23 protein-coding genes are annotated in these 22391 nt (G+C 61.6%); 9 read left to right on the forward strand and 14 right to left on the reverse strand.

Annotation, left to right across the window (positions count from 1 at the left end; all coding sequences use genetic code 11):
* Nucleotides 1-7: 7 nt before the first annotated feature.
* The 8 genes from bamA to pyrH form a co-directional block, all read right to left on the reverse strand.
* Nucleotides 8-2362: an outer membrane protein assembly factor BamA gene (bamA, locus tag C8N42_RS16330; protein ID WP_107817648.1), complete on the reverse strand. Its 2355-nt coding sequence runs from the start codon at nucleotides 2360-2362 to the stop codon at nucleotides 8-10.
* Between the two features lie 194 nt (nucleotides 2363-2556).
* The gene (locus C8N42_RS22095; protein WP_281261421.1) at nucleotides 2557-2688 is read right to left on the reverse strand and encodes a hypothetical protein; all 132 of its coding nucleotides are present in this window, start codon (nucleotides 2686-2688) and stop codon (nucleotides 2557-2559) included.
* 200 nt (nucleotides 2689-2888) lie between these two features.
* Nucleotides 2889-4235: an RIP metalloprotease RseP gene (rseP, locus tag C8N42_RS16335; RefSeq protein WP_107817649.1), complete on the reverse strand. Its 1347-nt coding sequence runs from the start codon at nucleotides 4233-4235 to the stop codon at nucleotides 2889-2891.
* Nucleotides 4236-4251: 16 nt separating this feature from the next.
* Nucleotides 4252-5415 carry a 1-deoxy-D-xylulose-5-phosphate reductoisomerase gene (gene dxr, locus C8N42_RS16340; RefSeq protein ID WP_107817650.1) on the reverse strand — a complete coding sequence of 388 codons (1164 nt, stop codon included), beginning with the start codon at nucleotides 5413-5415 and terminating at the stop codon, nucleotides 4252-4254.
* Between the two features lie 9 nt (nucleotides 5416-5424).
* A complete protein-coding gene (locus C8N42_RS16345; protein ID WP_107817651.1) occupies nucleotides 5425-6132 on the reverse strand; it encodes a phosphatidate cytidylyltransferase in 708 nt (235 codons plus the stop codon).
* On the reverse strand, nucleotides 6129-6884 hold the full coding sequence (locus C8N42_RS16350) for an undecaprenyl pyrophosphate synthase (protein ID WP_107817652.1): 756 nt from the start codon (nucleotides 6882-6884) through the stop codon (nucleotides 6129-6131). Before C8N42_RS16350 ends, C8N42_RS16345 begins: the two co-directional genes overlap by 4 nt.
* A 102-nt stretch (nucleotides 6885-6986) precedes the next feature.
* Entirely contained in the window at nucleotides 6987-7547 is a 561-nt protein-coding gene (gene frr, locus C8N42_RS16355; RefSeq protein ID WP_107817653.1) for a ribosome recycling factor, read from the reverse strand.
* A 69-nt stretch (nucleotides 7548-7616) separates the two neighbouring features.
* A complete protein-coding gene (pyrH, locus tag C8N42_RS16360; RefSeq protein ID WP_245890210.1) occupies nucleotides 7617-8378 on the reverse strand; it encodes a UMP kinase in 762 nt (253 codons plus the stop codon).
* 56 nt (nucleotides 8379-8434) lie between these two features.
* Between pyrH and miaA the strand changes: the two genes are divergently transcribed.
* On the forward strand, nucleotides 8435-9418 hold the full coding sequence (gene miaA, locus C8N42_RS16365; protein WP_107817703.1) for a tRNA (adenosine(37)-N6)-dimethylallyltransferase MiaA: 984 nt from the start codon (nucleotides 8435-8437) through the stop codon (nucleotides 9416-9418).
* 174 nt (nucleotides 9419-9592) lie between these two features.
* The gene (locus tag C8N42_RS16370; protein ID WP_245890212.1) at nucleotides 9593-10474 is read left to right on the forward strand and encodes a helix-turn-helix domain-containing protein; all 882 of its coding nucleotides are present in this window, start codon (nucleotides 9593-9595) and stop codon (nucleotides 10472-10474) included.
* Between the two features lie 73 nt (nucleotides 10475-10547).
* On the opposite strand, the gene C8N42_RS16375 is transcribed toward C8N42_RS16370, so the two are convergent.
* On the reverse strand, nucleotides 10548-11090 hold the full coding sequence (locus C8N42_RS16375; RefSeq protein WP_107817655.1) for a hypothetical protein: 543 nt from the start codon (nucleotides 11088-11090) through the stop codon (nucleotides 10548-10550).
* Between the two features lie 108 nt (nucleotides 11091-11198).
* Nucleotides 11199-11825, reverse strand: coding sequence for a lytic transglycosylase domain-containing protein (locus C8N42_RS16380; protein WP_107817656.1), 627 nt, complete (start codon nucleotides 11823-11825; stop codon nucleotides 11199-11201).
* Between the two features lie 159 nt (nucleotides 11826-11984).
* On the opposite strand from C8N42_RS16380, the gene ssb reads away from it, so the two are divergent.
* A complete protein-coding gene (gene ssb / locus C8N42_RS16385) occupies nucleotides 11985-12515 on the forward strand; it encodes a single-stranded DNA-binding protein (protein ID WP_107817657.1) in 531 nt (176 codons plus the stop codon).
* A gap of 187 nt (nucleotides 12516-12702) precedes the next feature.
* A complete protein-coding gene (locus tag C8N42_RS16390) occupies nucleotides 12703-13527 on the forward strand; it encodes a universal stress protein (protein ID WP_107817658.1) in 825 nt (274 codons plus the stop codon).
* An 8-nt stretch (nucleotides 13528-13535) separates the two neighbouring features.
* On the opposite strand, the gene C8N42_RS16395 is transcribed toward C8N42_RS16390, so the two are convergent.
* The 3 genes from C8N42_RS16395 to C8N42_RS16405 all read right to left on the reverse strand — a co-directional run bounded on the left by C8N42_RS16395 (nucleotide 13536) and on the right by C8N42_RS16405 (nucleotide 16394).
* Nucleotides 13536-14480, reverse strand: a complete 945-nt coding sequence (locus C8N42_RS16395) for a GGDEF domain-containing protein (protein ID WP_170109345.1) — start codon at nucleotides 14478-14480, stop codon at nucleotides 13536-13538.
* Between the two features lie 223 nt (nucleotides 14481-14703).
* Nucleotides 14704-15813 (reverse strand): 3-dehydroquinate synthase, encoded by a 1110-nt coding sequence (gene aroB / locus C8N42_RS16400; protein WP_107817660.1) that lies wholly within the window; start codon nucleotides 15811-15813, stop codon nucleotides 14704-14706.
* Nucleotides 15810-16394 (reverse strand): shikimate kinase, encoded by a 585-nt coding sequence (locus C8N42_RS16405; protein WP_107817661.1) that lies wholly within the window; start codon nucleotides 16392-16394, stop codon nucleotides 15810-15812. The genes aroB and C8N42_RS16405 overlap by 4 nt, the downstream gene beginning before the upstream one ends.
* A 157-nt stretch (nucleotides 16395-16551) precedes the next feature.
* Here C8N42_RS16405 and C8N42_RS21675 point away from each other — a divergent pair, with 157 nt between their 5' ends.
* The 3 genes from C8N42_RS21675 to C8N42_RS16415 are packed head-to-tail and all read left to right on the forward strand — an operon-like array spanning nucleotide 16552 to nucleotide 19195.
* The gene (locus C8N42_RS21675) at nucleotides 16552-16689 is read left to right on the forward strand and encodes a hypothetical protein (RefSeq protein WP_170109346.1); all 138 of its coding nucleotides are present in this window, start codon (nucleotides 16552-16554) and stop codon (nucleotides 16687-16689) included.
* 8 nt (nucleotides 16690-16697) lie between these two features.
* Entirely contained in the window at nucleotides 16698-18257 is a 1560-nt protein-coding gene (locus C8N42_RS16410) for a hypothetical protein (RefSeq protein ID WP_245890214.1), read from the forward strand.
* Complete coding sequence (locus tag C8N42_RS16415) at nucleotides 18254-19195, forward strand: site-specific tyrosine recombinase XerD (RefSeq protein WP_107817662.1); 942 nt, start codon at nucleotides 18254-18256, stop codon at nucleotides 19193-19195. Before C8N42_RS16410 ends, C8N42_RS16415 begins: the two co-directional genes overlap by 4 nt.
* Nucleotides 19196-19204: 9 nt before the next feature.
* Here C8N42_RS16415 and C8N42_RS16420 read toward each other — a convergent pair whose 3' ends face one another.
* A complete protein-coding gene (locus tag C8N42_RS16420; protein WP_342747980.1) occupies nucleotides 19205-20014 on the reverse strand; it encodes a transglutaminase-like domain-containing protein in 810 nt (269 codons plus the stop codon).
* A gap of 158 nt (nucleotides 20015-20172) precedes the next feature.
* Here C8N42_RS16420 and C8N42_RS16425 point away from each other — a divergent pair, with 158 nt between their 5' ends.
* A complete protein-coding gene (locus C8N42_RS16425) occupies nucleotides 20173-21501 on the forward strand; it encodes an HlyC/CorC family transporter (RefSeq protein WP_107817663.1) in 1329 nt (442 codons plus the stop codon).
* The gene (locus C8N42_RS16430) at nucleotides 21501-22289 is read left to right on the forward strand and encodes a 23S rRNA (adenine(2030)-N(6))-methyltransferase RlmJ (RefSeq protein ID WP_107817664.1); all 789 of its coding nucleotides are present in this window, start codon (nucleotides 21501-21503) and stop codon (nucleotides 22287-22289) included. The genes C8N42_RS16425 and C8N42_RS16430 overlap by 1 nt, the downstream gene beginning before the upstream one ends.
* The last annotated feature ends 102 nt before the right edge of the window (nucleotides 22290-22391 follow it).

Here is a 22391-nt window from a genome sequence, read left to right on the forward strand (position 1 = left end):
GCCCCCGTCAGAAGCTCGTGGAAATGGTCAGGTCGAAGGTTTGTTCCTTGTCGTACTCTTCCTTGTCGAGCGCATGGGTGAAGTTGAAGCGCAACGGCCCCATCGGGGTCGTCCAGAAGATTGAGGCTCCGACCACGGAGCGCCAGTTCAGATCGTCTGAGCCCGCAATGATGCCCGTATCATCGTCCAGCCCCCAGACCGAGCCATAGTCGAAGAACAGACCGCCGGAGACCCCGTATTCCTCGGGCAGACCGAGCGGGAAATTCGCCTCCAGACGCGCCACGGCATAGTAATTACCGCCAAGCGCCAGATCGTTGTTGTCCGAGCGCGGCCCGATGCCGCCCGGCTCGAAGCCACGGATGATCGACGGGCCGTTGAAATACCGGTCGGTAATCCGGCTGTCGCCATCGGCGTCGATCACCCCGCCTTCGAGGGTGGCGCGCAGAGTGACCTCTTCGTGCCAGACCTTCATCTCGCCGGTGATCTCGGCGGAGGTCTTGATATAATCCGTATCGCCACCGATCAGGCCCGCATAGTCCTGACCGAATGTGAACAGCATTCCGGCATTCGGGTTCAGCCCGCTGCGACGCGTATCGTAGCTGTAGGAATAGCCGAGGCTGTGGGTGGTCAGTCGCCCGGCGTCGATGTCGTTCTGAATCTGCACCGGATAGGTGTAACCAGCGTCTATGTAATCGTCATCCTCAACGATCTCGGCGATCTCACCGCGGTAGTTCACCGTCAGCGCACCGTTTTCCGACACCGGGAAGGTCAACCGCGGCGAGATATAGGCCCGGCGCGTGATATGCTCGGCATAGGAGGGTTGCGAGGTGCCGAGACCCGCGGAAATACCGAAGGCCACATCCCGCCCGAGGAAGGCCGGTTCGACGAAGTTGAAGGTAAGGCTGCCGTCCTCAATGTCCGTTGTCAGGTTGAAAGACAGTTTCTGCCCACGCCCGAGGAAGTTCGCCTCGCTGAACGATGCGATCAGGTTCGCGCCTTCGGAAACGGAGTAGTTGCCGCCAAAGGTAAAGGACCCGGTGGGTTTTTCCGTCACGTTCACATCGACGATCATCTGATCCTCGGCGGAACCCTGGCGGGTGTTCACATCGGCGTTGGAGAAAAATCCAAGCGCACGAATACGTTCCGCCGCATCGCGAATCTCGCGCGGGTTGAACGGGTCGCCCTCGACGGTTTTGAATTTCTGCCGCACGACACGGTCGAGCGTGGTGGCGTTGCCTTCGATGTCGATACGTTCGACGAAGACGCGCGGGCCGCGTACCAGCACGAATTCGATGTCGAGCGTCTGGGCGCGGTCGTTGCGCGTCACCCGCGGTTCGACCCGCAGGAAGTCGATGCCCTTCTTGGTGGCGAGCGTTTCCATCCGTTCGATGGTATTGTCCACGGCGAGCGGCGAATAGGTCTGGCCTTCGCGAATCTTGTTGACCTTAAGGAACTCTTCGCCATCGGCCTCTGCGATCTCGGAGGAGACGGAAATTTTGCCGAACTCGTATTTCTGCCCCTCACGCACATTGAAGGTCATGAAATAGGCGTTGCGCTCACGGGAGAATTCAGCGGCGACGTTGAGCACCTGGAAATCGACATAGCCGCGCGAGGTGTAGAAATCGGTCAGCACGCGCTTGTCGAACTCGACCCGGTCCTCGGCATAGGTGTCACGTCCGACGATGAAACGCAGCAGCCCCGCCTGTTTGGTTTCCAAAACCCGGCGCAGACGCGCGTCGGAATAGCTGCGGTTGCCCACAAAACTCAGACGCTCGACCTCGACACCTTTGCCCTCGGACACTTCGAACACCACATCGACCCGGTTTTCGGGACGGCGGATGATCTTCGGCGTCACGGTGGCGACGAGCTGTCCCTTGACCTCATAGGCCTCGGTGAGAGCGGCGGCATCGGCCTCGACCATGGCGGGGGAATAGACCCGACGCACCTTCGTTTGCAGCGCAGGCATCAGCGCGTCATCGGAGACTTTCCGGTTGCCCTCGATGGAAATGGCCGAGACGACAGGAAATTCCACGACCTTGATCACAAGCGTGTTGCCGCGCGGGGTGAATTCCACCGTCTCGAACAGACCGGAGCCCAGCACCTTCTGATAGGCGTCGTTGAGTTCGGCGGCCGAGACACTCTGACCTCGGGCGATTCCCGCATAGGACAGGATCGTGTCGGTCGAAACCCGCTGGGCGCCTTCGACGGAGACATTGGAGAAACTGTAGGATTGCGCCGTCGCCGGGATCGGAAACGCCGTGTAAGACACGGACGTTACAGCGAAAGCCGCAAAAGACAGAGCAAAAGCGCGGGCCGCGAAACGCGTTGCCCCACGGGTCGGACGATCATTGAATGCGAACATGGCAGCTTTCTCGAAATTCCCCACAAGTCCCTAGCTGAGTACCGGGATTGCCGCCCCTTGTCAAAACGGAACGCCCCGGCTTGCACACAGCATAAAGGCCTTCGCCGAAAGCGAAAGCCCTTCATCTTGTTTTCGATCAGATTTTCGCGAGAAATCAGCGTGGTTTCGCCACTCGGCCCGAGGTGGCAATCGGATCAGAGAAAAAGCTGACCGAAGAAAGAGCCTGCAACCAGCGCAACGATGATGGTCGCGGCATAGAGCAGACGATCCCAGTTGAGATCGACGAGTTGGCTGAGACTGCGGTAGCCGGCACGGATTGTGGTCATGTCAGGGCCCCTTCAATCGGATCGCATTCCGGCGCGGGGTCATCCCGACACCGAAGAGAGGGCGAAAAAGCGTCCTGCTCGCCCCTCTTCTACGCGCCGAATGTGGCAAGAATTGGACCGCAATTGGACCGCGCGGGAATTTGCGTCTCAACTGCTCGGAAAAACTTACGCCCGGATCGTATCCTGCTCCGGGCACAAGATCATTTGCAGAACAGATCGGAACTGAGTCCCAACACCATGAAGGTCATGATCACCACCATGCCGATGGTCATCATGATGCCCACCGCCCGATCCGGCAGAGGTTTGCCGCGCACCGCCTCATAAGCGTAGAACACCAGATGCCCGCCATCGAGTACCGGGATCGGAAAGAGGTTCATCAGCCCGATTGCGGTCGACAGCATGGCGACAGTCCAAAGGAAACTGCTCGCCCCGTCGGAAGCGGAGGTGGAAACCACTTCGGCAATGCCGACCGGCCCCGAAAGGTTACAGGCCGAAATCGCACCGGTGATCATGTGACCGAGGCCCGAAAGCGACATGGAAATGATCTGCCAGACCGCGCCGATGCCAGTCGCCATCGCCTCACCGATCCCCACGGGTTCGGTGCCGACAGTAAACAACAACCCACCGGTGATGCCGATCAGCCAACGGGTCTCGAATCCACCGTCCTCGCTCGGGATGTCGCGGCGACGCGGCTCCAGCGTGGTCGCGAACGTCTCTCCCCCCGCGTCATTCGGGCGCCAGATCGTCAGGGTCATGGCCGTTCCGTCATGGCTTCCGACATATTCCTGCAAATCCCAGAAGGTATCGACCGGCTGACCGTCGAGCGCGGTAATCACGTCACCGGTTTTCAGACCGGCATCGCGCGCCGCCGATTTCGGAGAGACGCCCGCAACGATCACCGGATAGGGGTACGGTCCTTCGACCGAGACCTCCTGGCCATCGCGCAACACGGTGTAGGATACACGCGCCGCCCGCGGCAGTTCCTCAAGAAAACCCAGAACCTCTCCCGGCTCCGGCACATCGACGCCTTCGACGGCGAGAATCTCGTCTCCCGGCAGCAAACCGACCTCATAGGGCACGGGTTGCACCTCTTCGATGACGAGCTTGTCCGCCGCCTTGCCGGTCATCAGAACGAAAGCAGTGAAGACCAGAAAGGAAAAAACGAAATTGAACACTGGCCCCGCCGCCACGGTAAGCGTGCGCGCCCAGAGCGGCGCGCCGGGCATGGTGTGTCGGGCCTCTTCCGGGCTCATACCGTCGACGGCATGCGCATCGGGGGCGGAGGCGGCATTGGCATCGCCGGCGAATTTCACATAGCCACCGAACGGAAGCGCGGCGATCTGCCAGACCGTGCCCCGCTTGTCCGTGCGCTGCCAGAGCGGTTTGCCGAAACCGATGGAGAACACATCGGCGCGGATGCCGGACCAGCGACCGACGATATAATGGCCGTATTCATGCACCGTAACGATGATCGACAGCGCGACGATGAAGAACACCAGCGTGAAAACGCCACCGCCCAGACTGTTCAAAAGGCTGCTGAAATCCATGAACCCTTTACCCCCTTCAGGCCGCTTGCCGGGCGAAAACCCGCGCCCGCGCTTCTTTATCGGCTTCCAAAATCGTCTCCAAGCTCAGACCATTGCCCCGCAGGCTCACACCCGCTGACATTTCCGTCAACACCCGCTCGACCAACCGCGCCATGTCGGGAAACCCGATCTTTCGTGCGATAAAAAGGTCAAGCGCAGCCTCTTTCGCGGCGTTGAACACCGCACCGGCCAGCCCGCCGGTCGCCATCACCTCGCGCGCCAGACGCAATGCCGGAAAGCGGATCTCGTCGGGCGCCTCGAAGCGAAGCTGACCGACCCTGGCGAGATCGAGCCGTTCGACCGGAAGCTCGCGCCGCTCCGGCCAGTGCAACGCATAGCCGATGGCGTGACGCATATCGGGCGCCCCCAGATGCGCCATCAGCGCCCCGTCGCGAAACCCCACCAGCGCGTGAACATAGGAACCGGGATGCACCAGCACCTCGATCTGCTCCGGTGCAAAACCAAAGTATTCTTTGGTTTCAATGATTTCTAGTGCCTTATTGAACATCGACGCGCTGTCGATGGTGATCCGCTGCCCCATGTCCCAGGAGGGGTGCTTGCAAGCCTGCTCCAGCGTGGCGCTCTCAAGGCGCTCCAAAGACCAGTCGCGGAAGGGGCCGCCCGAAGCGGTGATGATCACGCGTTCGACCTCGGCGGGTTTTTCGCCCACGAGAGCCTGAAACACCGCCGAGTGTTCGCTGTCGACCGGCAGGATGCGCGCGCCGTGCGCCTGTGCCGTCTCCATGAGCATCGGCCCGGCGGTGACGAGACTTTCCTTGTTCGCAAGCGCCAGCGTGGTGCCATGACGCAGCGCATGAAGGCCCGGTGCCAGCCCCGCAGCCCCCACGATGGCGGACATGATCCAGTCGGCCTCGCGGTCGGCAACCTCGATCAGCGCCTGATCCCCCGCCGCCGCCTCGATCCCCGTCCCTGCCAAAGCGTCACGCAGTTCGGGAAGGCGGTCCTCATAGGCGGTCACCGCAATCCCGGCGTTCAGGTCTTTCGCATCCTGCGCCAGACGCGCGATATTGCCACCTCCGGTCAATGCCACAACCCGATAGGCTTCGCGGTCGCGCCGGATCAGATCAATCGTGGATTGCCCGATGGAGCCCGTGGCCCCGAAAATGGAAATGCGTCGCATCGCTTTGCCTCAGCCGAAAATCGTCGCAAGAATGACATAGAGCGCGCCCACGGCCAAAAGCGCATCGAACCGGTCGAGTACGCCGCCATGGCCGGGAATGATGTTGGAGCTGTCCTTGACCCCCATTCGCCGCTTGAGCGCGCTTTCCAGCATGTCGCCCAGTTGCGACGCAAAAGAGAGAACCATAGTGGAGGTGACAAAGAACCACAGGCGCACGAACCCCTCGGGCATATAGGGGTGCGCATAATAGGCAAAGATCGCAGAACCGGCCCAGCCGCCCAAAATGCCCGACCAGGTCTTGTTGGGACTGATCCGGGGCCAGAATTTCGGCCCGCCCAGAGTTTTGCCCACGAGGTAACCAAGACTGTCGGTCACCACCACAAGCCCGATCGCATAAAGTAAAAGCGCCCGACCGCCCTCGTCAGAGAGCGAGACGAGACCGAGACAGCCCAACAGCAGGATAACCAGATAAAGCGCCAGCATCTGCTGATCGCCGGGACTGAAACCGCCCGCCGCCTGTTTCAGCCGTGCCATGCGCCAAAGCTCCCAAAGCCCGATCAGACCGACCACGATGACCAGAGTGGTGAAGGCTAGATGCCCCGCGAAAACCGCCCCGAGGCCAACGGCGACCATCACGGCGGCAGACAAAAGCCGCGGGGCCAGATCGCGCCACTTGCCGTTTTTAGGGCTTCCGGGTTTGCCGCCCTGCCCCTTCATGGCTTCACCCCACCAAAACGGCGATCACGTCCGGCATAGCGCGAGACGCATTGGGCAAAGACCTCGGCCGTGAAATCCGGCCAGAGCGTGTCGATGAACTCATATTCCGAATAGGCCGATTGCCACAGGAGGAAGTTCGAGATCCGCGCCTCTCCCGACGTGCGGATCACCAGATCCGGATCGGGCAGCACGCGGGTGTCGAGATAGCGCGTGAGCGTTGTCTCATCGACGGTTTCCGGGTCAAGCTCGCCCTTGGCCACATGGCAGGCCATTTCCTTGACCGCACGTGCCACCTCATCGCGCCCACCGTAGTTGATCGCGATGGTAAGATGGACCTTGCTATTGTCCCTGGTGACCTCTTCGAGATCGTCCATCAACGTCTGGAGTTTCTTGTCGAGCCGCAGGCGATCACCGATGAAGCGCACCCGCACCCCCTCCGCCACAAGGCCTTTCATTTCGTTCTGAATATAGCGGCGAAACAGGCTCATGAGGCCGGAAACCTCGATCTGGGTGCGTTTCCAGTTTTCAGTCGAAAAGGCAAAGATCGTCAGGTAGTCCACGCCCAGATCTGGGCAGGCGCGGACGATCTCCTTGACCCGTTTGGCGCCGGCGTGGTGCCCGAAGAGACGCGGTTTGCCGCGCGATTGCGCCCAGCGACCATTGCCATCCATGATGACAGCGACATGTTTCGGCCCGCCGCCCGTGGTCTCCCCGGTCGCATCTCCGGTCTCTTGCGGCGATGGCTCGCTCATGGCGCCTCACAGTTCGTCTTACACATGAAGCGCCCGGCAGGGCGCTTCGCAATCGCTATCATGCGATCCTTGCGGCAAGGCCGACGCGCCCTGCCCACGCGGTCACACCTGCATGATCTCTTCCTGCTTGTGCGCAAGAAGCTCGTCGATCATTTTGATATGTTTGTCGGTCAGGTCCTGCACTTCGCCTTCCCAGAATTTCTGGTCGTCGTCGGACATGCCGTCCTTGTTCTTCTTGATCTGCTGCATCCCGTCCTGACGCACGTTGCGCACAGCGACACGGGCGTGTTCGGCATATTGACCGGCCACCTTGGTCAGTTCGCGGCGACGCTCCTCGTTGAGTTCGGGGATCGGCAGCATGATGATCGTGCCGTTGAGCTGCGGGTTGATGCCGAGACCGCTCTCGCGGATCGCTTTCTCGACCTTGTTGACCATGCTCTTGTCCCAGACGTTGATCGTCACCATGCGCGGCTCCGGCACGTTGACGGTACCGACCTGGTTGATCGGGGTCATCTGGCCATAGGATTCAACCATGATCGGTTCCAGCATCGCGCCCGAGGCACGCCCGGTACGCAGCGAGGCGAATTCCGTGCGCAGGTTGGAGATTGCGCCATCCATCCGTTTCGCCAGATCGGCGGTGTCGAGTTCGAACTCATCAGACATGGGTGTTCCCCCTTCTTATCTCTCAATGCCTCCCCGACGGGAAGCGCGTCGCCGCTGCTTATAGCCGGATCAGTTCACCAATGTATAGGTGCCTTCACCCGCGAGGATCGACCGGAACCCGCCCGGCGCATCCAGCGGGAAAACGATGAGCGGCAGTTTGTTGTCCCGCGCCAGCGCAATCGCCGAGGCATCCATGACCTTGAGATTCTTGCGCAGCACCTCGTCATAACTGACGTGATCGTAGCGTTTGGCATCCGGGTTGGTCTTGGGGTCCTTGTCGTATACCCCATCCACCCCGTTCTTGCCCATGAAAATCGCCTCACAGGCCATTTCGTTCGCGCGCAGCGTCGCCGCCGTATCGGTGGTGAAATAGGGGTTGCCGGTGCCCGCCGCGAAGATACAAATCCGCTTTTTCTCAAGGTGGCGCACAGCGCGGCGGCGAATATAGGGTTCGGCCACCTCGTTCATGGTGATCGCGGAAATCACCCGCGTGTGGATGCCGAGCGCTTCCAGAGCCGCCTGCATGCCGAGCGCGTTCATCACGGTCGCGAGCATGCCCATGTAATCCGCCGTGGTGCGTTCCATCCCCTGCGCCGACCCCTGAAGCCCGCGAAAGATGTTGCCGCCACCGATCACCATACAAATCTCGACGCCGAGATCGTGCACCGATTTCACCTCTTTCGCGATGCGTTCGACGGTTGGCGGGTGCAGGCCAAAGCCCTGATCGCCCATGAGCGCCTCGCCCGAGATTTTCAAAAGCACACGTTTATATTTCGTGGCAGGGTGGCCACCGTTTAGCACTTGGCCCGGCTCAAGCTCCGCGTCGCTCATCAGATGTCCCCGGTATTTTAATGTGGTTTTTTTCGATGTCGTTGATGGCCGCCAAAATGGTCGAAAACCCCGGCAGGATCAATGCGCCCTTCGCAATATTTTTCCGCTTTTGCCTCTGGACAAACGATCCGCGGAATGCCACCCGCGAAGACATGCGCCTGCCGTTTGACATATCGCCCGATCAGCCGGTGCTGATCGCCGGGCCGACCGCCTCGGGAAAATCCGCACTTGCGCTTCAGATCGCCGAAGCGCAGGGCGGCGTCATCGTCAACGCGGATGCACTACAAGTGTTTGAAAACTGGCGAATTCTGACCGCGCGCCCCTCTGAGGCGGACGAGGCGCGCGCGCATCATGTGCTCTACGGCCATGTGCCGGGGGAGGCGCAATATTCCGTCGGGCATTGGCTGCGCGATGTGACACCTTATCTCACCGGCTCCCAGCGCCCGATCATTGTTGGGGGCACCGGACTTTATTTCACGGCCCTGACCGAGGGGCTGGTCGAGATTCCGGAGACCCCGGCGGAGATCCGCGCGCTTGGCGATCAGCGGCGGCTGATGGAGGGCGGGCATGCAGGACTTTTGGCGGAACTGGACGCCGAGGACCCGATCACCGCCGCAAAGATCGACCGGCTGAACCCGATGCGGGTGCAACGGGCCTGGGAGGTGTTGCGCGCCACGGGGCGCGGCCTCGCGGATTGGCAGGCCGACACGCCGCGCCCCGCCCTGCCCCTCTCCGCCTGTTTCCCGATCGTGATGGACGCCGACCGCGACTGGCTGAATGAGCGGATCGCACGGCGATTCGGAATGATGTTGGACCAGGGCGCACTCAATGAAGCGCGGGCCAATCTGGCGTCATGGGACCCCGCTTTACCCTCCGCCAAGGCCATCGGCGCGCCGGAACTGATCGCACATCTGAGGGGCGAAATGACTCTTTCGGAGGCGAAAGAGGCCGCAACCATCGCAACACGGCAATACGCCAAGCGCCAGCGCACATGGTTTAGAGCGCGCATGAAAGCCTACCACAAGATATCGCTGCCTTGAGCAGTCGTTGCGGGCGTTCCGAACAAAACACATATCACATTGAAAATACAAGATTTTCTTTGACAGCCTTCCAACCGACGTTAGTCTCGTGCAAGTTGCACAAAACGAACACGATCCTGCGCCATGCCCGAGAGCTTTTCGAGAAAAATTTTCCAAACTCCACCTCTGGGGGAGATGTCGAAATCCGATACTCTGGCGAAAGCTGCCTCTGAAGCGCCGAAAAAGCGCAAGACGCGCACGCCCGACATTCCCGACATTCCGGCCCAACCCGCCTACCGCGTGCTGCCTTTGGGGCGCGGCTCCAACACGCTGTCGACGGCGGAGAAATGGCGCATGCAGGCGATGCGCAGCCACCGCACGCCGACGCTTTTGTGGTTCACCCGCGGTCAGGGCCGGATCACCGTCTCCGGCGTGACCCGAGGCTTTGGGCCGCACAACCTTCTGTTCCTGCCGACCCGCACCATGTACGGGTTCGAACCCGTCGGTCAGGTCATGGGCTACCGGGTGCACCTGCCCGACGATCCGGCGCTCGGCCTGCCCGAGGAACCGTTGCACATGCGGTTCAGGGAAGTGCATCAGCAAAACGAGATCACCGGGCTAATCGAAGCCTTGCAACGCGAGATCGACGGCAGCCAGCCGGGGCGCGAGCGCGCCATGGCGTTGCAGGCGGGGATGATCGCGGTCTGGCTCGAACGCCAGATGTCGGTGATGCCGGATTATGACATGGCCCCGGACGCCTCGCGCCGCCTCGCCGCCGCTTTCACCGCCCTGGTGGAAAGCGAACTGCGCGAAGGCCATTCGGTCGGCCATTACGCCGCCACCCTCGGGGTGACGCCGACCCATCTGACGCGAGCCTGCAACGTCGCCTGTGGCCGCTCGGCCTCGGCGATCCTCGCCGACCGCGTGCATTTCGAGGCCCGCCGCCTGCTGCGTGAAACCGACCTTCCGGTGAAATCCATCGCCGAAAAGCTCGGCTTCCACTCAGCGGCCTATTTCAGCCGGGCGTTTCACAAGCACACCGGCCTGTCGCCCCGGGACTTCCGCCAGACACGGTGAACCAGCAGTGGAACATATGAAAAAAGGCGGGGCAAAACCCCGCCTTTCGCTTTTTGGTGTCGCGTCTCACGCGTTACGACTTGTCGTCGGCCTGATCCGGCACGAGCCAGTCGGTCTGCAACTCGGACACATCGGTCACCACCTGATCGGCGAAGGCCATGACCATCGCGTCGTAAAACGCGGCCCGGTCCGGCGGCACAATGGCGACATGCACCGGTTTGAAGCCCTCAAGCTCCTCTGCCTTGAGCATGATGTGATATTTCTTCAGCGGCTCCTCGGAGCCCGGACCGTCGATATAGACCCAGCCTTCGAGCTGGTTGAATTCGCCGTCATCGCTCAGGTAGGTGGCCCCGAGATTAGAAATCTCGGTCACATCCACGCGGACGTCATAATCGCCGTCCTCTTCCATCTGATCATTCAGACCGGCAGTAATCGCGAGCGTCAGATCCTCGGCGATGTCGGGCCAGCGGTCGAGCGCATTCGAATCGACGGCTTCGAGATTGGCCTCGACCTCGACGGAGGCAATATCGAGCGGCTCCGCCAAAAGCGGGGTTGCGGCCATGGCGGACGAGGTCAAGAGGGCAAACAAAGCCGTGCGTTGCACAGTGCGTTTCATGGGTCTCTCCTTTCGGAAGGCGATGCGCAAAGCACCGCGTTTCATTGAAAGGATAACCCACCAAGGGGTAGAAAGTTCCGAGCATGGGTCCCGGCCTCTCACGTCGTCTCACGACCCGTAGATGATCCGCACGTAATTCATGGTTTCCTGATAGGGCGGCACACCGGCGTATTTCTCGACCGCCTCCGGGCCCGCGTTATAGGCTGCAAGCGCCAGACGCCAGTTGCCGAAGCGGTTGAACATCATCCGCAGATAGCGCGCACCGCCTTCGAGGTTCTGATGCGGATCGTTGATGTTCACGCCCAGAACGCGGGCCGTGTCGGGCATGAGCTGCGCGAGCCCAGTGGCGCCTTTCGGCGACTGGATGGTCGGGTTCCAGCCGCTTTCCTGTTGCACGAGACGCAGGAAAAGATCGGTCGGCACACCATGTTTGCGCGCCATCTGTTCGGCGACGGGCAGGTACTGGCCCTTGTAGGCGCCGGTGTAGCGCTGGGTCAGACCATCGGCGCCGAAGCGCTCCGGCTGATAGGTCACAGAGTTGGAATATTGTTGCGCAGCACGCCCATCGAGCACATCGAGCTGCGAGGAAAAGATCGCCATGCGGTTGCTGGTCGAAAGCGTGTCGCCTGCCTGTGCGAGGCCAGGCAAAAGGAAACCGGACAAGAGGCAGATTCCAATCGTCTGCGCACGAGAAAATCTCTGCCCCGAAGCGCCTCGTCCCCGCGTCACCACCATCTTGCGAAATCCGTTCACCGTTGCCCTTACGCGCGCACTATAGCCACAAAACCGCCCATTTCAAACGACCTCTGCGTCGCAAGCCGTTTTCTGCTTGTCCTCCGCCCCCCGGGGATGATGTAACGGGGACCAACTCTAGAATCTCAGGGAGAAGTTTGCATGGCCGGGTCCGTGAACAAAGTCATCCTCGTGGGCAATCTCGGGCGCGACCCGGAAGTGCGCACCTTCCAGAACGGCGGCAAGGTCTGCAACCTGCGGATCGCCACCTCGGAAAACTGGAAAGACCGCAACACCGGCGAACGCCGGGAGCGCACCGAATGGCATTCGGTGGCGATCTTCTCCGAACCTCTGGCACGGATTGCCGAGCAGTACCTGCGTAAAGGCTCCAAGGTCTATATCGAAGGCCAGTTGGAGACCCGTAAATGGCAGGACCAGCAGGGTCAGGACCGCTACACGACCGAAGTCGTGCTGCGCCCCTATCGTGGAGAATTGACGCTGCTCGACAGTCGTGGCGAAGGCGGCCAGGGCGGTGGCGGCGGCTACGGCGGCGGTTACGATCAGGGCCCCTCCGGCGGTTATGACGATCCGGGCTACGGTGGCTCCTCGGGCGGTGGCTACGGCGGCGGTTCGCAAGGCGGTTCCGGCGGCAGTTCCCGCCCCTCGCTCGACGACGACGAAATTCCGTTCTGAGCAGGACAACACTGGACCAAGGAAACACCCCGCAACGCGGGGTGTTTTCGTGACAGGACTTCGACGCAAAGGCACACCCCGCGACACCTCGTCCCGCCCCCTGAAAAAATTGTCGGATGATCCCCATATTAGAGAGTGAAGATCCTGCCAAGGAGCAGGTTTCGTCATCACAGGAGAGGAGATCATCATGAACCGTATTCTCGTCGCAAGCGACCTGTCGTCCCGGTCCGACCGGGCTGTGGAGCGCGCCGTGCAACTGGCCGGGGAACACGGGGGCAAGATCATTCTCATGCATGTGATCGACGAAGATCTGCCTGCCGCCGTGGTCTCCCGGATGCGTCAGACGGCGGAGGAAGTGCTCGGCGTCGTCGCCGCTTCAGAACATGCGCCCGACAACACCGAAATCGTGGTGGAAACCGGCGACCCTGTCCGCACCATCGCAGAGATGGCCGAAGCGATAGACGCCGATCTCGTGGTTCTTGGCGTACACAAGCCGCGACCGTTCTGGGATATGTTTTCGGGCACCACGATGGAGCGGGTGGTGCGGGCATTGCACCGTCCGGTGCTTTTGGTCCGCGACCCGGTGAGCGGCCCCTATGCGTCGGTGCTCTGCGGCATCGACCTCTCTCCCTCCTGCCTTGCTGCCGGACGCACCGCACTCACCTTGGCGCCGAAGGCGAAAATCGCCACATTTCATGCGGTTCATGTGCCCTATCGCGGCATGATCGCACGCGATGCGAGCGAGAAACAGCTCGCACCGTTCGTCAAGGACGCTCGCGCCCGTCTCGACACATGGTGGGACAGCGCCGCGATCCCCGTGGGCCTGCCGAAACCGGAGGTGACGCCCGCCAGCGTGCATGACGCCTTTGCGGAGGCGATGACACGCAGCGGGGCCGATCTGTTCGCCTTGGGGGCGCATGGCCGGATGCCGCTGTCGCCCAGCCTGCTCGGCGGCTTCACCGAAGAGCAGATTCGCGATCCGCGCTGCGATCTTCTGGTGGTGCGAGGCTGACCCGATCTTCAGTGCCCGGTTGATCCGGGGTGTATCACAATGTTGCGCCCGGCCTGTTTCGCACGATAGAGATGCGCATCCGCACGGTTGAGCGCTTGTTCGATCCCGTCCCGGTTGGAATAGCCTTCCACCCCGATCGAAACCGTGAGCCGAATGCCCTTGGGCAGGTCTTTTTCCGCCAGATGCCTGCGCAGCCGTTCGCCCACACGCACAGCCAGTTCGACCGGGACATTGGACAGGAGCACAACGAATTCCTCGCCGCCCATACGATAGAGGTGCTCCCCTTGCCGGAGCACCTCACGCATGCCATCGGCAATGTCCCGCAGCACCTGATCGCCGATCACATGGCCATAGCTATCATTGACCCGTTTGAAATGGTCGATGTCGATAAACAACAGGCTGCCCGGCGCTGCGCCGAAGCGCCCCTCTTCGAGCCGACGCATGAAAGAACCGCGGTTGCGGCACAGGGTCAGAGCATCGCGCTCCACCGCCTCGCACAGATTGCCTTCAAGCCGCGTCATGGTGATCAGCATGAAACGCATGAACATGATGACGGTTCCCAGCGCCAGAACAAGGTGGAGCGCGAACCAGACATCCCCCGTTGCGCGATACACGAGGCCCCCACCGATCAGCCCCACCAATATGCCAAGGTATTGCGCGATGCATAACGCGGCGTAGAAAAACCCCGCCACAGTGATCGGGAACAGCCAGAAGGCCGTCGCGACACCATGATGAGCAATCAGTTCAAATGCCCCCAGATCGACAGCCACAAGAAGCACTATCGGATTGATCGGGATTTTCTGCCATTTCTGGAAAACCCAGAGATTGAGGGCGATCAGCAAGACGAGTGAGGCATAATACAACGCCATAAAATATTCACCGAGCACGACATAGCAAGTAATCGCGACCGGCAGGATCAGAACGGTCACCGCCGCGATGAATCTCGCAATCACAGGGCTCCCCAATGTGGTCGGGACCTGAAAGTTTTGTCGAAATCGCGTCATATCGCTCATGACCTTTCCCCAAACGACAGGGGGTAAAAGAAACTATAATTCGTCAATTCGTCTGAAATTTCCGTCGGTGTCGCATTGTCGGCAGGCTGGTCTGAAAACTATGCCCCTTTTACCCGCGTCTTCCAAAGAGGATGAATAAAATGCCATGGATTATTTGTTACTTTCAGAGGCCGTCGCGCAACACCGAGAGCACTGCCTCACGCGGTACGTCTGCCGTGACAAAGGCCGATCCGATGCCACGCGCAAGGATGAAGCGGAGCTGACCGTCGAGCACCTTCTTGTCCTGCGCCATGAGATCGACCAGCGCCTCCGCGGAAGGCAGATCGCCCGGTATGTCGCTCAGATCGCATTTCATCTCCATCGCCTTGAGATGTTCGCGCACCCGGCTCGGCGCCTCCTGAGAACAGAGCCCCAGACGGGCGGACAGCTCGAAGGCCAGAGCGCAACCGATCGCCACACCCTCCCCATGCAGCAAACGGTCGGAATAACCGGTCGCCGCCTCCAACGCGTGACAGAAGGTATGGCCGAGATTGAGAAGCGCGCGGTCGCCCTGCTCTGTCTCGTCACGCTCGACGATATCCGCCTTCATCTGCACCGAACGCCGCACAGCCTCGGCACGAAGCGCCATATCGCCCGCAGCGAGTGCCGGGCCGTTCGCTTCCAGCCACTCGAAAAACTCTTCATCGCCCAGCAGCCCGTATTTCTGCACCTCGCCGTAGCCCGCAAGGAAATTGCGTTTCGTCAGCGTGCCGAGGATGGAAATATCGGCCAGCACCAGAGAGGGTTGGTGAAATGCGCCGATCAGGTTCTTGCCCTGCGGCGCGTTGATCCCGGTCTTGCCACCGACCGAACTGTCGACCTGCGCCAGAAGCGTCGTCGGAATCTGCACGAACCGCACGCCCCGGCGCAGCACGGCGGCGGCAAACCCCGCCAGATCGCCGATCACCCCGCCGCCAAAGGCCACGACGATGTCGCGACGCTCGCATTTCTCTTCCAGAAGCCATTCGACCGCGCGGGTGAACTGCGGCCAGCCCTTGGTGCTCTCACCTGCAGGCAGCGCCAACGCCACCATGTCGATGCCGGAGGCCGCAAGCCCCGCGCGCAGGGTCTCAAGATGCAACCCGGCGACGGTTTCATCGGTCAGGACAAAGACCTTTTTCTTCTTGCCCAGAAGCGGCACGATATGTGCCCCCGCCTCGGCCACAAGCCCCTCACCGATCCGCACATCATAGGCACGCTCTCCAAGAGGCACGTGAACGGTCTGATAGCTCATTGATCTTCCTCCAGAATTCCACCATGGGCGGCGAGTGCCCCGATCACCTTGTCAGCCATCGCGTCAATCGACAGGCCCGGCTCCGCCTCGACCACGATGCCTGCCATTTCATAGGCTGGCGTGCGGGCGGCAACCAGTTCGCGCAGGGTCTCATAAGGGTTCGCGGTGCGCAGAAGCGGCCGCGTATTCTTGTGTTTCACCCGGCTCCACAACAGGTCGAGATCGGCCTTGAGCCAGACCGCAATGCCCTTGTCGGCGATCATCCGGCGGTTGACCTCGGAAAGAAACGCCCCGCCCCCGGTCGAGAGAATGCCGCGTTCCGTGTCGAGAAGCCGCCCGATCACCTCGGTCTCGCGGGCGCGAAAGAACGCCTCGCCATCGCGAGAGAATATCTCCGCGATGCTGCGATCCGCCGCCTTTTCGATCTCCTGATCCGAATCGAGAAAGGGCACGTCGAGACGCGTGGCCAGAGCCTTGCCCACCGCCGTCTTGCCCGCCCCCATCATGCCCACTAGGGCCACGGTCTTTCTCAACCCGCTCACGAATACACCCCTCAGTCCAGTCTTCTGGCCCACATGCATAGGCGGCAATTTCCCGCCTATGAAAATTTCGTCCCCTCAATGGCGTGATCTTGCAAAAAATGCCATATATAAAACCGAGAAAACCCGGGACCGGCGGAAAATTACGGACGAGAACAGTCCAACCGGCGGGCCCCGGCGCAAACGGAGGCAGTGAACTTTGCGCAAATTCCTTTTCCGGCTTCTGGCCGTCCTGATCCTTCTCGGCCTCATCGGCTTCATCGGATTCGCCTATGTCGGCGATCTCTCGCCGGAGCGCAGCGAACAGCGCGCGCCCGTGACGATCGAACTGCAATAGGACCCGCCGTGCGCGTGCCTTCGCCAATTCTGGGTCTGACATCCGGTCTGACCTTCTCCCTGCTGTTCACGGCCCTGCCCCTGCACGCACAGGACAAACCGCTTTCGGCCATCGACTGGCTGTCGGAGACATTGGAAAACCCGCGCCCGCTCGCCCCGCCCGAAGCCAGCGACATTTCGGAAAACGCCCTGCCCGAGGAGGTGACGGTGATCCCCCTCGATGCGCCCGACCCGGACGCGGCAGGGCTCTTGCCCGCCTCGACGACCGGTCTGCCGCGCAATCTCTGGGGCGCCTCGACCGCCACGGACATCGCCCGGCGCATCACCACGATCTCCGGTCGCGCCGATCTCCTGCCCGCCTCCCGCCGCTTGCTGAACACGCTGGTTCTGGCCGAGCTCGAACCGCCGGTGCAATCGGATCGCGACGGGCGACTGTTTCTGGCCCGGATCGACGCGCTGCTGGCACAGGGCCTGCTCGATGAGGCCGACGCGCTGATGGAGCTTGCCGGGCTGACAACGCCGGAGATTTTCCGGCGGGCCTTTGACACCAAGCTTTTGCTCGGCACCGAAGACGCCGCCTGTCAACGGCTCAACCACACGCCGGGCCTCTCCCCCGCGTTACAGGCGCGGATTTTCTGCCTCGCACGGGGCGGCGACTGGAGTGCCGCCGCATTGACGCTTGAGACCGGCGAGGCGTTGGGGCTCATCCGCGAAGATCAGGGGGCGCTTCTGGCGCGGTTCCTTGATCCCGAACTCTTCGAAGGCGAACCGCCGCTGCCGGTGCCCGACCATCCGACGCCCCTGACCTTCCGCCTGATGGAAGCCATCGGCGAGCCGCTGCCGACTTCTTCGCTGCCACTGGCCTTTGCGCAATCGGACCTGCGCGCCACCTCCGGCTGGAAGGCGCGCGCCACCGCCGCCGAACGGCTGGCGCGTGTCGGCGCGCTCTCGCCCAACCGCTGGCTCGGCATCTGGTCGGAACATCTTCCGGCGGCCTCGGGCGGCATCTGGGACCGGATCGACGCGCTCCAGAGTTTCGAGACCGCGCTGGCGCGGGGCGATCTTGAAATCGTGGCGCTGCGACTCCCGAAGGTCTGGGATGCGATGCGGGCCTCGGGATTGCAACCGGTCTTCGCCGAGTTGTTTGCGCAACGTCTCGCGGCCCTGCCGCTCACCGGCGAAGCCTCCGGGATCGCGTTCGAGGTCGCGCTCCTGTCCCCCGATTACGAAAAGATCGCGCTGAAATGGAACACCCCGCTCACCCGCGAGCAGAGCTTCCTGCACGGCATCGCCACCGGCAACCTGCCGACACAGCGGCCCACGGATGCACAATCGCGCGCCATCGCGGCGGGCTTCCGCGCCACTGGCATTCCCGTCCGGCTCGAAACCCTGATCAACGAACAACGTCTGGGCGAGGCGATCCTGCGTGGCATCGAATTGCTCGAAGGCGGCGCGGCGGGCGATCTCGACGAGTTGTCGGATGCGATCCAGTTCTTCCGCGCCATCGGGCTTGAGGCCACGGCGCGGCGGGCGGCTTTGGAACTTCTGTTGCTGGAACGGCGGGGATGAGCCTTGCGCCCGCAGACGCCCTCTGGATTTCCGCCTTTGCGGAGGCGCAGATGGCGGAGCTGGGCGCGGCGGAGAACACGCGGCTGTCCTATGGGCGTGATCTCGTGGGATTTTCCGAATGGCTGACCCGGCGCGGGGCCACATTCGAGACCGCGAGCCGCGATCAGATCGAAAGCTATCTGGTGGCCTGCGAAGCCGAGGGGCTGGCACAATCGACCCGCGCACGTCGGCTCTCCTCGATCAAACAGCTTTACCGTTTCGCCTTCGAGGAAGGCTGGCGCGCAGACAATCCGGCGATCCAGATCAAGGGACCCGGGCGCACGAAACGCCTGCCGAAAACCCTGTCCGAGGACGAGGTCGCACGCCTTCTCGACGCAGCGCGCAAGATGGGCCGGACGAAGGCGGAGCGGTTGCGCAACACCTGCCTGATGGAAATCCTCTACGCCACGGGGATGCGGGTGTCCGAGCTTGTGTCCCTGCCCGTCTCGGCGACCCGCGGCGATCCCCGGCTTTTGCTCATCATGGGCAAAGGCGGCAAGGAACGCATGGTGCCGCTCTCCGAGCCCGCCCGCGCCGCGCTCAAGGACTGGCTCTCCACCCGCGATGCCACCGAAGATCTCGCGAAACGGGAAAAAGGCGTGAAGCCCTCTGCCTTTCTCTTTCCCTCGCGCGGCAAGCTCGGCCATGTCACCCGCGACGGATTTTACAAGCTGATCAAGGAGATCGCCGTACAAGCCGGGGTCTCCCCCGCCAAGGTCACGCCACACACGCTACGCCATGCGTTCGCGACGCATCTTCTGGCCCATGGCGCGGACCTGCGCGCGATCCAGACGCTTCTGGGCCACGCGGACCTGTCGACGACGGAAATTTACACCCATGTGCTCGATGAACGGCTGCGGGAGTTGGTGCTGACGAAACATCCTCTGGCGGAGGATTAAGCCTGCACCTCAAGGCTGTTCATCGGCCCAAACTTCGAAACCCGTCAACTCATTCATCCCGAAGGAATGGATCAGCGGCACATCTGCGGCATCGCGGCCGCGCGCAACCAGAACCCGTCCGATCCGACGCATGTTGTTGCGCGGGTCGAACACATACCACGCACCATCCAACCAGACCTCCATCCAGGCAGCGAAATCGCCCGGCGGATAAGGCGGCTCCATGCCGATATCCCCCAGATAACCGGTGCAATAGCGTGCCGGAATGTTCATGCAGCGACAAAAGGCGATGGCCAGATGAGTGAAATCGCGGCAAACGCCAACCCTCTCGTGATAAGCCTCAGACGCAGATCGTGTCGCCCGCGCCTCAAGATAGTCAAAGCGGATATGGCTATGAACGAAATTGCAGATCGCCTGCACCCGCGCCGCACCCGGCGGCGTGTTTTCGAACAACCGCCACGCCTCATCCGAAAGGAGATCCGTGTCGCAATACCGTGAGCCCAGAAGAAACGGCAGAGTCTCAGGCGGCAGGGCCTCGACCGGGGTCTGGGGCGAGGAGTACGGTGCCGGGATATCGGGCAAACCTCTGTCGCGGATTATTGCCTGATTGCCGACACTGAAATAGCCCGCAGGCGCGACAAACCGTGTACACCAGTTACCGAACCCGTCGCGATAGGCCGACAGCGGCACTGGCGGACTGGTCTTGACATGATCGGGGTACTCCAGATCGCTCGAACGCGAAAAATGTACGTTCAGAAGCGCGATCATCGGGGTCGGTTGCAACAGCCTGAAATCGAACCGGCAGCCAAGATTGATCCGCACGGCAGTCTCCCTTCATCAGAATGGAGTGTCAGAGGGCGGCCCTTCGGCCAGTCCTCGGCATCGACCCTATCCGCAAACCCCGGAAATTGCGAGCATCCTCTATGACGATCCCCTTTCCCCCTCTTGCGAAGACGCCCGTCCGACCCCATAACCATGCCATGACAGAGACTTCCACGCTTCTAGACGCCGCCTTCTGGATCACCGCCGCCGCGATTGCGGGGCTTTTGGTGTTGTCCGCGTTTTTCTCCGGCTCTGAAACCGCCCTGACCGCAGCGTCACGCGGAAAATTGCGTGCGCAGGCCGACAAGGGCGATAAGGGCGCCGAACGGGCGCTCACGGTGACCGAGGACAGCGAGCGACTGATCGGTTCGGTGCTTCTGGGCAACAACCTCGTGAACATTCTGGCGACCTCGCTCACGACGGCGCTTTTCACCAAGGTGTTCGGCCAAAACGGCGTAGCGCTTGCAACGTTGATCATGACGGTGCTGGTGCTGATCTTCTCCGAAGTGCTGCCCAAGACCTATGCGATCACCAACCCGGAAATGGCCGCCTCCCGCGTCGCCGGGCCGATCGCGGTGGTGGTCAGGGTGTTTGCGCCGATCGTGGCCTTCGTGCGGCTTCTGGTGCGCGGGCTCTTGCGGCTGTTCGGGGTACAGACCGACCCGAACGCAGGCGTTCTGGCCGTGAAGGAAGAAATCGTCGGCGCGATCACGCTGGGCATGTCCGAAGGCACGGTGGAGAAAGAGGATCGCGACCGGTTGCTCGGCGCGCTCGACCTGAACGAGCGCACGGTCGAGGAGATCATGTTACACCGCTCGCAGATCGAGATGCTCGATGTGGACCTGCCGGCCCGCGAAATCCTTGAGCGCTCGCTGAAAAGTCCGCACACGCGCATCCCGCTCTATCGCGACGACCCGGAGAATATCGTCGGCGTATTGCACTCCAAGGACCTGTTGCGCGGCATGCATGCCGACCGGGTGGCACATGAAAGCGAGAACCCGATGATGCTGGTGAACTTCTCGGATTTCGACGTCATGACCGTGGCGATGAAGCCCTATTTCGTGCCGGAAACCACGACGCTCGACGATCAGATGCGACAATTCCTGAAACGCCACACGCATTTCGCCCTCGTGGTGGATGAATATGGCGCGTTGCAAGGGCTGATCACGCTGGAGGACATCCTTGAGGAAATCGTTGGCGAGATCACCGACGAATTCGACCGCTCGGAAGATGCCCCGAAACAATCGGGCGAAACCGGGGATTGGGAGATCGACGCAGGCATGACGATCCGCGATTTCAACCGCTGGACGGAATGCAACCTGCCCGACGAGGAGGCCAACACCATGGCCGGTCTCGTGATCCACGAGGCCCAGACAATCCCGAGCCCGGGTCAGGTGTTTTCCTTCCACGGCTACCGGTTCGAAGTGGTGGAGCGTAAGGACAACCGCATCACCAAGCTCAAGATCCGACCGCTGGCGGACGCCTGATGCTGTCCTATCAACACGGGTTTCACGCCGGAAATCTTGCGGATGTGCAAAAGCACGGGCTTCTGGCCACGGCGCTCGATTACATGACGCGCAAAGACAAGCCGGTGAGCTATCTCGAAACCCATGCCGGGCGAGGGCTTTACGATCTTTCGGGCGATCAGGCGCAAAAGACCGGTGAGGCGACGGAGGGTATTCTCAAGGTCGCGGACTGGTTCGGGGCGGATCACCCCTACACTCGCGCACGGCAGACGGTGACGCAACGCCATGGTGCCACGATCTACCCCGGCTCGCCCGCGATCGCCGCAGCGCTCTTGCGTAACATCGACAAAATCCACCTCGCCGAACTGCATCCCGGTGAGTTCGGGCATCTGCAAGAGGCAATGCGGGGAACGGGTGCGCATCTGGTGAAAGAGGACGGGTTCCAGTTCGCCCAAAGCCTCTGCCCGCCGACGCCCCGGCGTGGGCTTATCCTGATCGACCCGCCCTATGAGATCAAATCGGATTACGCAACACTTCCCGGCTTCATCGCCAAGCTGCATCGCAAATGGAACGTTGGTGTGATCGCGCTCTGGTATCCGATCTTGACCACGGGCGCACATGTCGCGATGACCCGGGCGCTCGATGAAGCTGCCCTGCCCGGTTTTCTCAAACACGAGGTGCGCTTCCCCCCGGCGCGCGAAGGCCATGGCATGATCGGTTCCGGCATGATCTTTGTAAACGCGCCCTGGGGGCTGACAGAGGAAGCGGCACGGTTGAGTGCATTGTTCTCAGACCTGACACAATCCTGAAAGAACCCTTACCCCTGTGCGAAAAGTACCATAAATGCGACACATTTTTGCCAAAATGCAAATGGACTCGCCTGAATAAACGGAGATATTAACAAACCGTTA

This window comes from Celeribacter persicus (assembly GCF_003050785.1).
Taxonomy (GTDB): Bacteria; Pseudomonadota; Alphaproteobacteria; order Rhodobacterales; family Rhodobacteraceae; genus Celeribacter; species Celeribacter persicus.

Excerpts from the sequence above, each read along its gene's own strand:
- C8N42_RS16350 (WP_107817652.1), bottom strand. The coding sequence starts at position 6,884 with ATGAGCGAGCCATCGCCGCAAGAGACCGGAGATGCGACCGGGGAGACC.
- pyrH (WP_245890210.1), bottom strand. The coding sequence starts at position 8,378 with ATGAGCGACGCGGAGCTTGAGCCGGGCCAAGTGCTAAACGGTGGCCAC.
- C8N42_RS16415 (WP_107817662.1), top strand. The coding sequence starts at position 18,254 with ATGAGCCTTGCGCCCGCAGACGCCCTCTGGATTTCCGCCTTTGCGGAG.
- C8N42_RS22095 (WP_281261421.1), bottom strand. The coding sequence starts at position 2,688 with ATGACCACAATCCGTGCCGGCTACCGCAGTCTCAGCCAACTCGTCGAT.
- C8N42_RS16380 (WP_107817656.1), bottom strand. The coding sequence starts at position 11,825 with ATGGTGGTGACGCGGGGACGAGGCGCTTCGGGGCAGAGATTTTCTCGT.
- frr (WP_107817653.1), bottom strand. The coding sequence starts at position 7,547 with ATGTCTGATGAGTTCGAACTCGACACCGCCGATCTGGCGAAACGGATG.
- dxr (WP_107817650.1), bottom strand. The coding sequence starts at position 5,415 with ATGCGACGCATTTCCATTTTCGGGGCCACGGGCTCCATCGGGCAATCC.
- C8N42_RS16345 (WP_107817651.1), bottom strand. The coding sequence starts at position 6,132 with ATGAAGGGGCAGGGCGGCAAACCCGGAAGCCCTAAAAACGGCAAGTGG.
- C8N42_RS16370 (WP_245890212.1), top strand. The coding sequence starts at position 9,593 with ATGTCGAAATCCGATACTCTGGCGAAAGCTGCCTCTGAAGCGCCGAAA.
- C8N42_RS16430 (WP_107817664.1), top strand. The coding sequence starts at position 21,501 with ATGCTGTCCTATCAACACGGGTTTCACGCCGGAAATCTTGCGGATGTG.
- C8N42_RS16375 (WP_107817655.1), bottom strand. The coding sequence starts at position 11,090 with ATGAAACGCACTGTGCAACGCACGGCTTTGTTTGCCCTCTTGACCTCG.
- C8N42_RS16390 (WP_107817658.1), top strand. The coding sequence starts at position 12,703 with ATGAACCGTATTCTCGTCGCAAGCGACCTGTCGTCCCGGTCCGACCGG.
- bamA (WP_107817648.1), bottom strand. The coding sequence starts at position 2,362 with ATGTTCGCATTCAATGATCGTCCGACCCGTGGGGCAACGCGTTTCGCG.
- aroB (WP_107817660.1), bottom strand. The coding sequence starts at position 15,813 with ATGAGCTATCAGACCGTTCACGTGCCTCTTGGAGAGCGTGCCTATGAT.
- C8N42_RS16405 (WP_107817661.1), bottom strand. The coding sequence starts at position 16,394 with ATGCATGTGGGCCAGAAGACTGGACTGAGGGGTGTATTCGTGAGCGGG.
- ssb (WP_107817657.1), top strand. The coding sequence starts at position 11,985 with ATGGCCGGGTCCGTGAACAAAGTCATCCTCGTGGGCAATCTCGGGCGC.
- miaA (WP_107817703.1), top strand. The coding sequence starts at position 8,435 with ATGGTCGAAAACCCCGGCAGGATCAATGCGCCCTTCGCAATATTTTTC.
- rseP (WP_107817649.1), bottom strand. The coding sequence starts at position 4,235 with ATGGATTTCAGCAGCCTTTTGAACAGTCTGGGCGGTGGCGTTTTCACG.
- C8N42_RS16425 (WP_107817663.1), top strand. The coding sequence starts at position 20,173 with ATGACAGAGACTTCCACGCTTCTAGACGCCGCCTTCTGGATCACCGCC.